Origin of the sequence: Mucilaginibacter robiniae (assembly GCF_012849215.1) — a bacterium.
Classification (GTDB): Bacteria; Bacteroidota; Bacteroidia; order Sphingobacteriales; family Sphingobacteriaceae; genus Mucilaginibacter; species Mucilaginibacter robiniae.
Map to the genome: position 1 here is coordinate 1,616,354 of NZ_CP051682.1, position 12,179 is coordinate 1,628,532.

At 39.9% G+C, this 12,179-nt stretch carries 10 protein-coding genes; 2 read left to right on the forward strand and 8 right to left on the reverse strand.

The window, feature by feature from the left end; translation table 11 throughout:
• Nucleotides 1–24: 24 nt before the first annotated feature.
• The 3 genes from HH214_RS07210 to HH214_RS07220 are packed head-to-tail and all read right to left on the reverse strand — an operon-like array spanning nucleotide 25 to nucleotide 5,222.
• Nucleotides 25–3,153 (reverse strand): PAS domain S-box protein, encoded by a 3,129-nt coding sequence (locus tag HH214_RS07210; RefSeq protein ID WP_169606680.1) that lies wholly within the window; start codon nucleotides 3,151–3,153, stop codon nucleotides 25–27.
• 18 nt (nucleotides 3,154–3,171) lie between these two features.
• On the reverse strand, nucleotides 3,172–4,443 hold the full coding sequence (locus tag HH214_RS07215) for a serine hydroxymethyltransferase (RefSeq protein ID WP_169606681.1): 1,272 nt from the start codon (nucleotides 4,441–4,443) through the stop codon (nucleotides 3,172–3,174).
• Nucleotides 4,444–4,463: 20 nt separating this feature from the next.
• Complete coding sequence (locus HH214_RS07220; RefSeq protein ID WP_169606682.1) at nucleotides 4,464–5,222, reverse strand: segregation and condensation protein A; 759 nt, start codon at nucleotides 5,220–5,222, stop codon at nucleotides 4,464–4,466.
• A 241-nt stretch (nucleotides 5,223–5,463) separates the two neighbouring features.
• On the opposite strand from HH214_RS07220, the gene HH214_RS07225 reads away from it, so the two are divergent.
• Nucleotides 5,464–6,549: a GAF domain-containing protein gene (locus HH214_RS07225; protein ID WP_169606683.1), complete on the forward strand. Its 1,086-nt coding sequence runs from the start codon at nucleotides 5,464–5,466 to the stop codon at nucleotides 6,547–6,549.
• Nucleotides 6,550–6,760: 211 nt separating this feature from the next.
• A complete protein-coding gene (gene dxs, locus HH214_RS07230; RefSeq protein WP_169611074.1) occupies nucleotides 6,761–8,689 on the forward strand; it encodes a 1-deoxy-D-xylulose-5-phosphate synthase in 1,929 nt (642 codons plus the stop codon).
• A 94-nt stretch (nucleotides 8,690–8,783) separates the two neighbouring features.
• Here dxs and HH214_RS07235 read toward each other — a convergent pair whose 3' ends face one another.
• Genes HH214_RS07235 through HH214_RS07255 form a run of 5 tightly spaced genes read right to left on the reverse strand, consistent with a single transcriptional unit; the run spans nucleotide 8,784 to nucleotide 12,135 of the window.
• Nucleotides 8,784–9,182, reverse strand: a complete 399-nt coding sequence (locus tag HH214_RS07235) for a hypothetical protein (RefSeq protein WP_169606684.1) — start codon at nucleotides 9,180–9,182, stop codon at nucleotides 8,784–8,786.
• A gap of 48 nt (nucleotides 9,183–9,230) precedes the next feature.
• Complete coding sequence (rfbA, locus tag HH214_RS07240; protein ID WP_169606685.1) at nucleotides 9,231–10,109, reverse strand: glucose-1-phosphate thymidylyltransferase RfbA; 879 nt, start codon at nucleotides 10,107–10,109, stop codon at nucleotides 9,231–9,233.
• 44 nt (nucleotides 10,110–10,153) lie between these two features.
• The gene (locus HH214_RS07245) at nucleotides 10,154–10,717 is read right to left on the reverse strand and encodes a DUF3109 family protein (RefSeq protein WP_169606686.1); all 564 of its coding nucleotides are present in this window, start codon (nucleotides 10,715–10,717) and stop codon (nucleotides 10,154–10,156) included.
• A gap of 3 nt (nucleotides 10,718–10,720) precedes the next feature.
• Nucleotides 10,721–11,617 carry a DUF3108 domain-containing protein gene (locus HH214_RS07250; RefSeq protein WP_169606687.1) on the reverse strand — a complete coding sequence of 299 codons (897 nt, stop codon included), beginning with the start codon at nucleotides 11,615–11,617 and terminating at the stop codon, nucleotides 10,721–10,723.
• Between the two features lie 2 nt (nucleotides 11,618–11,619).
• Nucleotides 11,620–12,135, reverse strand: a complete 516-nt coding sequence (locus HH214_RS07255; RefSeq protein WP_169606688.1) for a DUF2480 family protein — start codon at nucleotides 12,133–12,135, stop codon at nucleotides 11,620–11,622.
• Between the last annotated feature and the right edge of the window lie 44 nt (nucleotides 12,136–12,179).

The following is a 12,179-nucleotide window of genomic DNA, read 5'->3' on the forward strand; positions in this document are numbered from 1 at the left end:
AGTAAAATGAGGTTCCTGCTTTTTTTATTGGCGCTGGTAGCGGCTTAGCTTATCGTACAATACTTTAGGATCAAACGGCTTTAACATAAAATCATTCATGCCGGCCTCTTCAATCTGGTTCAATTGATTATTCAGCATGGATGCTGTTAATGCAATGATTGGCAAGTTTTTAAAGTAAGCGTCTTCTTTACTACGGATTACCTGCGTAGCCTCCAAGCCTCCCATTTCAGGCATATGAATATCCATGAGCACCACATCATAGTTGCGGTTGCGTTCTACCATTTCAATAGCTTGCAAACCGTTTTCAGCAAAATCAGCTTCAGCACCCCATCTTTTTAATACTTTATTAATCAGCAAACGGTTAATCTGATTATCATCTACTACCAAAGTCTTGATTTTCAATCGCATTTCGGTAGCATTATTATTGTCTATAGCCATTTGATCTACACGGGTAAAAGTGACAGTAAACCAAAAAGTTGATCCTTGGCCTAGTACACTATCTACATTAATACGTGAGTCATGCAGTTCAACCAACCGTTTGCTAATGGCAAGCCCTAAGCCAGTACCTCCGTATTTACGGGTTGTATCAGCTTCAGCCTGTTTGAAGGACTCGAATATGGTATTGATTTTATTGGGTGCAATACCAATACCTGTATCGGTAACAGCAAAGCGTACACGAACCTCTTTTGAAGTTTGCTCCAACACTTTTAGATCAATAGTGATGCCTCCTTTGTCAGTAAATTTAACTGCGTTACTTATAAAGTTGAGCAATATCTGCACCAATCGGGTACGATCACCCAATACCAACTCTGGCAAGACCGGATCAATACTTTCCTTTAAGTATATCTTCTTATCCTGCACCTTGAACTGCATGGAAGCTATAATACTACGTACTAAATCACGCAAATCAACCGGAGCTTTTTCCAGCTCAATGTTACCCGTTTCGATTTTAGTAAAATCAAGTACATCGTTAATGAGCGTCATTAAGTTTTCGGCCGAAAACTTAAGAATACTTAGGTTTTCTTTTTGCGAGTCGGACGGGTTATCCTCCATCAGCAAATGCGACATACCAATTACGGCGTTCAGTGGCGTACGAATTTCATGACTCATTACTGATATAAACATATCCTTAGCCCGACTTAGCTGTAAAGCGCCTTCTTTAGCGGTTATCAGCTCCATTTCGGCCTTTTTCTTGGCTGTTATATCGATAATAACTTCAATATACTTTTTAACCTGATTTTGCTCATCCAGTATCACCGAGTTGATCACAGAAATCCAGAGAGGTTGCCCGTCCTTACGATATATCATCAAGTCGATCTCAAAAGATTGCTTTTTTTTCGAAAGCTCTCGCGAGCTTTCAATAATTGAGCAATCAGTAAGTTCCCCCTTCAGTACATCACCCAAATGCTGGCCTTTAACAGCCTCCAAATTATACCCGGTTATATTTTCAAATGCATTATTAATCCACTCTACATTTCCTTCACTATCGTTGATTATCACACCACTTACGGTGTTACTAGCCACCATTGATAATAAAGTTAATTCATCTTCTATTCTTTTCCGCTCACTAATGTCAACACATACCGTTACCTGGCGTTCTAGCTGGCCCTCTTCATTAAAGAATGGGCTGTTAGATAGCAACACCCAAACAGGGGTACCATCTTTTTTATGAATCTGAAGTTCTATTTCGTAAGGCTTATGTTCATTGTAAGCCTGCAATGCTTTATTATAAATAGCTTTATCTGTTTGCTCGCCAATTAAAATGTTTCCAAAAGGTTTGTTGTGTAGTTCTTCCAGTTTGTAGCCTATAATATCTTCTAAGGCTTCATTCATCCAGATAATTTTGCTGTCTTTATCTCGCAGTACCAGTCCGCTTGGCAACTTTTTGGAAGCAAAAGATAATACCTCCAATTCCTGCTCGGCATTTTTACGATCTGTAATATCAATAATGATTTTGATATACTTCTCTGGCTTGCCATCTTTATCCAGTATAACGGAGTTCATGACAGACACCCAAAGAAATTCACCGTTTTTACGCTGAATCTTTATTTCGATCTCAAAGGATTTTTGCGTTTTAATTAACTCGCTTATGCGACTATTGATTTTAGGATTGGTATAATCACCTTTAAGCAACTCCCCCATACTCCTGTTACTTAAATCGACCAGTGTATAGCCGGTTAAGTTCTCGAAAGCATCGTTAATCCAGATTACTTTATTATTGGCATCGGTAATAACTACACCATTGCTCACTTTGCTGGCTACTAATGATAGCTGCTCCATTTGAGCCTGCACTTTTCGCTGTTCAGTAATATCCCGACCGCTGGCGTACCATTTACCGTGGCGGTTAATAGCTGTCCAGCTAATGCATTTTATCTCTTGATTATGAGTTACTACACAAGTTTCTAATTCAAAAGCTTGCTGTGTAAGTAATCCATTTTCAATAAGCGTAGCAAATTGTTCCCGGTTCTGATCAACCACAAACTCCCATAAAGAATGCCCTATTACCTGCTCGGGCTTATAGCCTAAAATAGTTTCAACCGCATTATTAATCAGCTCAATTTTTGAAGTTTCATCAGCGATGTAATGAATTTCAGATGAACTGTTAAAAAGGGTATAAAACTCTTTATGGCGTTTCAGGTTCTGCTCCAGTTCTTTTTTCTGCTTGCGTAAAGCCAGATGCGAAATAACTTCTCTGGCTAATGTTTGCAGCGCATCACGCTGCTCATGGCTAAGCGCTTTAGGCTGCGGATCAAACACACAAAGCGAACCAAGCCGGTATCCATCCGGATCAATAAGCGGTGCACTGGCGTAAAAACGAATACCCATTGCACCGGTTACGAAATCGCTATCTGCAAACAACTCATTTTGACTGGCATCTGGCACTTCTACCATCAGGTCATCCATAATGGTGTAACGGCAAAACGAATCGGCACGCGGCACCTCTTCAACCGGCAAACCTACTTTTGATTTAAACCACTGCCGCTTATCATCAATAAAGCTAATAAAAGCCAGCGGCACCTGGCAGATATAAGAAGCCAGCCGTGTAATAGCATCATACTCTTCTTCCGGAAAAGTATCCAGAATATCATAAGCTTGAAGTGCCTTTAAACGTGCTGTTTCATTATCAGGAACAGGTTGCCGGTCAATAATCATTGAATGCGCTTTTAAGATTTATTTGTACAACGGAAACTTTTCGGTTAACGCGTGAACGTTTTTACGTATCTTTTTTAAAGAATGTTCATCTTCCAGATTTTTTACTACTTCATCAATCAACTGCGCAATTTGCTCCATTTCTTTCTCTTTCATACCGCGGGTGGTTACCGCTGCGGTACCAATACGAATACCTGAAGTTACAAACGGCGATTTATCATCAAAAGGCACCATATTTTTGTTTACCGTAATATCAGCCTGTACCAACGCATTTTCGGCAGCTTTACCAGATATATTTTTGTTGCGCAAATCAATCAATATTAAATGATTGTCGGTTCCGCCTGAAACGATTTCATATCCTAAGCTTAGTAATGCTTTAGCTATAGCCTGCGCATTCAGTTTTACCTGCAATACATATTTCATGTAACCATCGCTAAGTGCTTCATGAAAAGCAACCGCTTTAGCTGCTATAATATGCTCTAACGGACCACCTTGTGTACCCGGAAATACGGCAGCATCCAGCAATGCTGACATTTTTTTCACTTCGCCTTTAGGTGTTTTTAAGCCCCAAGGGTTATCAAAATCTTTACCCAACATAATCATGCCGCCACGTGGGCCACGCAGGGTTTTGTGAGTGGTTGTAGTTACAATATGGCAGTAAGGAAGTGGATCAGTTAATAAACCACGTGCTATAAGGCCAGCCGGGTGTGAAATATCTGCCAGCACTAGTGCACCTACTTCATCAGCTACCTGACGTATAAAGGCGTAATCCCAATCACGTGAATAAGCCGAAGCACCACAAATAATCAGTTTAGGTTTCTCTTGTAAGGCTACTGCTTTCAAATGGTCATAATCAATCAGGCCGGTTTCTTTTTTAACACCGTAAAAAAATGGCTGATACAGCTTACCTGAAAAATTAACCGCCGAGCCATGTGTTAAATGGCCACCGTGCGATAAATCAAAACCCAGAATCTTATCGCCGGGTTGCAGGCAAGCCAGCATAACGGCTGCATTGGCCTGTGCACCCGAGTGTGGCTGCACATTCACCCACTCTGCATTGAATAACTGCTTGGCACGCTCAATGGCAATAGTTTCAATTTCATCAACAATCTGGCAACCGCCGTAATAACGCTTACCGGGCAAACCTTCGGCGTATTTGTTGGTAGCGGCCGATCCGGCGGCTTCCATTACCTGTTTGCTTACAAAATTTTCTGATGCAATCAGTTCCAGGCCTTCTTCCTGACGCTGCTGCTCATCTTCCAGTAGTTCGAATATTAATTTATCTTTCTTCATGGTTTTAACAAGCGCCTAAATTAGCTAAAATCAACTTGCTGTTTGGGCGCAATCCAAAAATTATTGTAATTCAGTCCTATTTGTATGTCAATGAGTTGCTGTTGCAGCATCTCTAACATAGCTAAAAAATTATAAATGAAATGTACCCGGTTTTCTGAGCTTTTCAACAACGCATTGAAATCCATCCGCCCGTTAATACGCAATAGTTCATCAATGGCTTTCTTCTGCTGTTCAATAGTGTAAGGGTATTGTATTACCGTATGTTTCACCGGCTCTGTACGATCCAGGTAACGACGCATTACGCGTTCATACACCTGCATCAAGCGGTATAAAGTAATATTTGCCATTTCTTCACCAGGTTGGGCAACAGCTTCTATGCTTGTTAAATCGGCTATAATATTACCTCTGCGCTCCTGTTTTAAGCGATCTTCTTCCAACGGGCGTAGCTGTTCACACAAGTCTTTAAACTTCTTATATTCTATCAATTTACGTATCAGCTCCTCTTTAGAGTCAGCTTCGGTTTCAGCAGCATCTGGCTCATAGCGGGGCAGCAGCATTTTGGCTTTGATACGCATCAGGGTAGCTGCCACAAAAATAAACTCGCTGGCCAGTTCCATATTCAAGCTACTCATTTGCTGAATATAGTTCAGGAAATCATCAGTAATGCGAGAGATGGGAATGTCGTGAATATCTAATTCATCACGTTCAATAAAAAACAGCAGCAAATCAAATGGCCCTTCAAATTGTGGTAAACGAATTGCGAAATCTTCTTCGGCCATAGCTCAAATATAACTAATTATCAAAAAGCATTTATTGTTATAGTTAATTTTAAACGTAAGTAACACATCATGCTACAACAGTCACAACTTTCTGCTCTATATTAGTTGGTTAATGATAGCTTTAATTACGGTACATTAATTAACTTTAATTATGGTAAATACGTACAAACCATAACTATTTCCGATACTCTGTTAGATTCATATACACCAGCCTCATAATAGCAATATTGTTATTTCATGTATGTCATTTAAAGAACTTGAAAGGCTTCAGGTTGTAAATCGCTTTATTAAGCTGGATTTCTGTAAAGAAAAAGAGCTGCAAGCTATTGTAGAGATGGCTGCTGATGTATGCCAGACTCCTATTGCCTTAATTACATTAATTGATGACCAAACACAGTACATCAAATTTAAAGTTGGTACAGATGTAGCAAAAACTTCTAGGCATAATTCTTTTTGCAGCCAGGCTATTGAACAATATCAAACCTTCATGGTGCCTGATGCGCTTCAAGATAAACGTTTTGAAAATAACCCGCTCGTAACTAATGCTCCACACTTGCGCTTTTATGCTGGAGCACCCTTAACCACGCATGATGGATATAACTTAGGCAGCTTGTGTGTTCTCGACTACGTTCCCAAACAGCTTTCGGAACAGCAATTACTTATGCTGCAAATTTTGTCAAAGCAGGTAATTAACTTAATGGAGCTTGATGCCAGCCTGAAGATTTTGAAAGAACAGTTTGTTAAGGTTAAAAACTCCGAAATACAATTAAAAGCTTTTTTTGAGAGTTCAAGTTCCTGCCATATACTAATTGGCCGCGATTTAAAAACCGTAGCCTTCAACAGAGCGGCTGCTACTGCTGTTAAACACTTTCATCATATCGATCTGGCAATTGGAATGCTGGCTATTAACTTTATCCATAAGGATAATTTGTACAACTTTATTTACAGTTATCAGCAGGCAATTCAAGGTATTTCTGTTCAAGCCGAACAGCATTTGCGTTATCAGGAAGAAGATAGATGGTGGCACATAACCTATGATCCGGCTTGTAACGCTGATGGGGAGATTATTGGTATCTCTTACAACGCCACCGATATTACCCAACGAGTTGAACAAGAACAAAAAGTAACTAAGCAAAATGCATCATTAGAACAAATTGCATACATCCAATCGCACGAGTTACGCAGGCCCGTTGCTTCGATTATGGGACTAATGAACCTTTTTAAAATGGAAGATTATACCACTACAAAAGAAGAACTACAAATGATGGAAAAGGCAGTAGAAGAACTGGATGAGAAAATCAAACTCATAGTTAATCACGCCCGTTAACCACAGCATGGTTTGTGATTGACTAAACCAGCAGATTCCTCATTAGGTAAGTACATCCATTCTTCAAAATTTTACTGAATTAACACCGTTCAATTTAGCCGGATTGCTTAGTCGCATTTTTCTGTAAAACAATAATGAGGTACAATTTGTCAATCCATTTACCAACAAAAATAACTTACTTTGTAAGTTAAATTATTTGTAAACCATGTCAATGCAAGTACCAGCCGGCGATTTACTTCAGAAAATTAATTCTCCATCTGACTTAAAGCAGTTAAGTGAAGATCAGTTGGAGGAAGTTTGCCAGGAATTGCGACAATATATTATCGATGTTGTATCCGTAAATGGAGGTCACTTTGCAGCCAGCCTAGGTGTAGTGGAATTGACTGTAGCGTTGCACTATGTGCTTAATACCCCTTACGATCAGTTGGTATGGGATGTAGGCCATCAGGCTTACGGCCACAAAATACTAACTGGCCGGCGTGATAATTTTCATACCAATCGTGTTTATAAAGGCATTAGCGGTTTCCCCAAACGGGCTGAAAGTATATTCGATACCTTTGGCGTAGGTCATTCATCTACTTCAATTTCGGCCGCCTTGGGTATGGCTGTAGCTTCAGTTTATAAGGGTGAAAAAGATCGCCAGCACGTAGCTGTAATTGGTGATGGCGCTATGACGGCAGGCATGGCTTTTGAAGCGCTTAATCATGCCGGTATTGCCAACAGTAATCTGCTAGTAATATTAAACGACAATTGCATGTCGATTGACCCGAATGTGGGTGCGTTGAAAGAATACCTAACTGACATTACGATTTCTAAGCCATATAACAGTTTCCGATCTGACTTAGGATATGTACTATCAAAATTATCAGCTATTGGGCCTGATGCACTTAAATATGCTAAGAAGATTGAGAAAAGTATAAAGGGCACTTTGCTAAAACAAAGCAATTTGTTTGAAGCTCTTAAGTTCCGGTATTTTGGCCCTACTGATGGCCATGATGTAAAGCACTTAGTTAAAGTTTTGCGCGATTTACGCGACATACCCGGTCCTAAACTACTGCATTGCGTTACTGTAAAAGGTAAAGGCTATGCTTTGGCCGAAAAAGACCAGACCAAGTGGCATGCTCCGGGCTTATTCGATAAAATTACTGGCGAAATCAAAAAAACTCATCATGAAAAGCCACAACCTCCTAAATACCAGGATGTATTCGGGCACACTATCATTGAGTTAGCCGAGCAGAACCCTAAAATTATGGGTATTACACCAGCCATGCCTTCAGGCAGTTCTTTAAACCTGATGATGAAAGCTATGCCAAACCGTGCTTTCGATGTAGGTATTGCCGAGCAGCACGCCGTAACTTTTTCAGCAGGCTTAGCTTCACAAGGTTTGGTGCCCTTCTGCAATATTTATTCCAGTTTTATGCAGCGAGCTTATGATCAAGTAATACATGATGTAGCTATACAAAAGCTCAATGTAGTGTTGTGCCTAGATCGTGCTGGGTTTGCCGGTGCTGATGGCCCTACCCACCACGGTGCTTATGATTTGGCTTACATGCGTTGTATTCCGAATCTGGTAGTATCAGCTCCAATGAACGAGGAGGAATTACGTAACCTGATGTACACAGCGCAGTTGGAAGATGCTGGCCCGTTTGTTATTCGCTACCCACGCGGTAATGGTGTTATGGTAGATTGGCAGCGCCCATTTAAGGCTATTCCTGTGGGCAAAGGCCGCAAAATAACTGATGGTGAAGAAATAGCTATTGTATCTATAGGTACAATCGGTAATGAAGTTACCAAAGCCCTTAATGAGTTAAATACGGAAGGGTATTATCCTGCCCATTATGATTTACGGTTTGTAAAACCATTGGATGAGGCTATGTTACACGAGGTGTTCACCAAGTACCCTAAAGTAATTACAATAGAAGACGGCTGTTTAGAAGGTGGTGCGGGCAGCGCCATCTTAGAATTTATGGCCGATCATAAATATAATGCTGAAGTAATGCGCTTAGGCATCCCTGATGCTGTAATTGAACATGGTGAACAACCTGAGTTGTGGGCCGAATGCGGCTATGATGCTGCCGGTATTATCCGCCAGGTAAAAGCAATGGAAGTAAAGCCGAATCATCATATTATAGCTTCATAATTTGAGGTTCACAATCCCCTATAAACAAAAGCCTGTAAGAAGAACTTACAGGCTTTTGTTTTAATAGTAGTAATAGTACTTTACAATTATTATTTTACCTTAACAAATTTAAAGCTGATTGTACAGCATCAGCAAGCCACATTTCGATAGGTTTACTGGTTTCTTCTGCATTCAAAGTTATCCATTCACCCTTTTCTTGCAGCACATTCACTTTAATTACGGTTTGACCGAATTTTAAGATATCGGGATTTAAGCCTAGTACTTTCATTCGATCAATATCCATATCGATCACTACGCCTTTTTCGTGAGCACCTTTGCCGCTAAATTCAACCTCTACACCAGTTTCCAGAAATGCCAATCTTGTTAATTCTCGCAGCGAAATAGTTTCTGTTGCTGACGCTACACTAACCCAAGTATCTAAATTAGGTAGTGTTAGCTTACTCTGTATGCCTAACACAATCTCAGCTATCTGGTTCACAATTAACAATATCATTACAGGTTGGTTAACGTCGGATGCCTTGTAAAATATTATACAGTAGCCTTAAGCTGGTTGCTTTGTGTGTTTAAGTAACTTTATTAAATATTGTCCGTAGCCGCTTTTAACTAGCGGCTTTGCAATCTCGGCTAATTGTTCCTCATTTATAAAGCCCATACGGTAGGCAATCTCCTCAATACAAGCTATTTTAATACCTTGGCGATCTTCAATTACTTGTACAAACTGGCCAGCTTGCATTAAAGAGGCAAATGTACCTGTATCCAGCCAAGCTGTACCCCGGCTTAGTATGCCAACTTTCAACTTACCACGTTTTAAATATTCTTTATTTACATCCGTAATTTCGTATTCGCCCCGCGGAGAAGGTTTAATTCCTTTAGCAATCTCTACCACGTCGTTATCATAAAAATACAATCCGGGAACAGCATAATCTGATTTCGGGTCCGTTGGCTTTTCTTCTAATGAGATTACTTGATTATTTTCGTCAAATTCTACTACGCCATAACGCTCCGGGTCGGCTACCTGGTAGGCAAACACCATACCTCCTTCAGGATTGTTGCTATTTTGCAACAAGTGAGATAAGCCATCACCATAAAAGATGTTATCACCTAATATTAAAGCGACTTTATCTGCACCGATAAAATCGGCACCGATTACAAAAGCCTGAGCCAAACCATCAGGTTTTTCTTGTACAGCATATTCAAAATTACAACCCAATTGCTGCCCATCGCCCAGTAATTTTTGGAACTGCGGCATATCATGCGGAGTTGATATAATTAATATTTCTTTAATGCCAGCCAGCATTAGAACCGACAATGGATAATAAATCATCGGCTTATCATAAACCGGCATTAATTGCTTACTTACAGCTAGAGTTAGCGGGTGCAAGCGCGTACCAGAACCACCAGCGAGTATTATTCCTTTCATAGATTTTGTATTAAATATGATAAATCACCAAATTATATAAATGTTTAAATACCTGCTAATCTATCTTCTAATTCTTGATACCAGGCTGCACCATACTTCCTGATCAGCGGTTCTTTTAAAAACTCATACACGCGCACCTTCAATTCGCTACCAAAACTGCACGCCGGGCTACAAATATTCCACCGATCATAATGTAATACGTCAAACTCAGGGTAATTAGTTATACGGATAGGATATAAATGGCAAGAAACAGGCTTACGCCAGTTTACTGCACCATCTTGCCAAGCTTTTTCAATAGCACACTTGGTAATCCCATTTTCCCAGGTTACATAAGCACACTCTTTATTCGTATCTACACATGGTGTGGTATAATCACCTTCAAAGTCGGTTACGTGTGTACCTTCACGCTCTATTGTAGCTATCCCCTTAGCCGTCATGTAAGGCTTTACTTTAGGATATATTTCTTTCAAAATATCTAACTCATCCGCCGCCAACGGTGCTCCAGAATCGCCCTCTAAGCAGCAAGCGCCTTTGCAGCGGTTCAAGTTACACACAAAATGCTCGCTTATTACATCTTCATGCACCAACGTATTTCCAACTTCAATCATCTTCTATTTACTTAAAGGATTTAATGGGTATTTAAGCCCCTTAGCCTCCGTTAAATCCATGGTTACACTTCCCACAATTAAATCTACATGGGCTTTTATCGGAATACGATTTTCATCATCGCTTATCCACAAATACAACTTACTATTTTTTTTGAATATACGGCCAGGTATAATAGTGGGGTTAAACTTTAAACAATTGAATTTACCTAATGAGCAATCCATCTTTTCTTTACCGGCATAAGTGATGCCTAATTTTTGAATACCATCATCCAGAAAGTAAGAAAGCTCAAACTTATCACCCGGCTTTAACTTAGCTACATCCAGGCAACGGGCAAAATAATAGGCTGAAGGAAAATCAAACACCTTTCCTTGAAAAGGAAACACACCTTTGTTAGCTGTAATTTTATTGGTTTGATGATTAAACACCACATGATCGGTGTGTTTGTACTTAGCTTCATGACGGTCTTCAGTATATAAATAAGGCAGTAGCGTACTCCGATCAATATAAGAGTCATAGCGGTTACGTACCTTATAGAACACATCGAAAGTACCTGCAGTATTACCTTCAGCAATGATATGCCATACAGAACGACCTTCAAATTTTTTATCTGCTTCTTCTACCCGCAAGTGAGCTTCAGCTCCTGTAAACCAACCATATTTAAGCTTATAGCTCAATTGTTCACCAGCCTTAAAAACCGGCTCTACTATTTTAAGTGGCTCTTGAGCGTGCGCATTTGCTATAAACAGTAAGTATGCTATAATAAAAAGCGTTTTAATCTTCACCCAAAAATGAAACCTGTTATTACGCGCAATGGTAGAAACACTCCACTTGCTTAACAGACAAAGTAAGCCACTAAATCTATCATTATTTTGCGAAATAACATGAGTTTCGATATCCATCCTTAATCTTTCCTTTTATAAATAGGTACGGTTGAACAAGGTTCACCAAACATGATGCTTTTAGCTATACCAGTGAGTCGCTTAGTTAATTCAACATAAGCTGATACTGGTACAGGTATGTCGCCACATCCCTTCAGCACCATACGCTGATCGCGATATTGCTCGAAATCTGTATTAGACAAGCTCTTTTCAAATAAAACTGTTTCCAGCACCTCAGCATTACCAAATACCACTTCACGCGCGTAAGGCGTTAAACGACTTGCCAGCAACATATACGCCCAGGTAGGCACAATAGCATCAGCCGCACAGGTTATACCTACATTTTTACCGGCATATTGGCTCCAATCATGACCTCTTACAAATTCTCGAAAGTCCTTTTCTCTCAAAATAAGACCATGAAATAAGTTTTCTGTAATATCGTAGATTACACGATCGCCAGGCGGATAAAAACTGGCGGGGTCTAGAGTTACCAAGCCACTTTGAACTACCTTGTTTACTATATTTTCCTGTATATCCATTGCCTTAAAAATAAAAAATCCGGAAACTGTATAACGCAGTTTCC

Coding starts and splice junctions, on each gene's coding strand:
- HH214_RS07235 (WP_169606684.1), bottom strand. CDS start 9,182: ATGATATTGTTAATTGTGAACCAGATAGCTGAGATTGTGTTAGGCATA.
- HH214_RS07225 (WP_169606683.1), top strand. CDS start 5,464: ATGTCATTTAAAGAACTTGAAAGGCTTCAGGTTGTAAATCGCTTTATT.
- HH214_RS07255 (WP_169606688.1), bottom strand. CDS start 12,135: ATGGATATACAGGAAAATATAGTAAACAAGGTAGTTCAAAGTGGCTTG.
- HH214_RS07210 (WP_169606680.1), bottom strand. CDS start 3,153: ATGATTATTGACCGGCAACCTGTTCCTGATAATGAAACAGCACGTTTA.
- HH214_RS07220 (WP_169606682.1), bottom strand. CDS start 5,222: ATGGCCGAAGAAGATTTCGCAATTCGTTTACCACAATTTGAAGGGCCA.
- rfbA (WP_169606685.1), bottom strand. CDS start 10,109: ATGAAAGGAATAATACTCGCTGGTGGTTCTGGTACGCGCTTGCACCCG.
- HH214_RS07215 (WP_169606681.1), bottom strand. CDS start 4,443: ATGAAGAAAGATAAATTAATATTCGAACTACTGGAAGATGAGCAGCAG.
- HH214_RS07245 (WP_169606686.1), bottom strand. CDS start 10,717: ATGATTGAAGTTGGAAATACGTTGGTGCATGAAGATGTAATAAGCGAG.
- dxs (WP_169611074.1), top strand. CDS start 6,761: ATGCAAGTACCAGCCGGCGATTTACTTCAGAAAATTAATTCTCCATCT.
- HH214_RS07250 (WP_169606687.1), bottom strand. CDS start 11,617: ATGGATATCGAAACTCATGTTATTTCGCAAAATAATGATAGATTTAGT.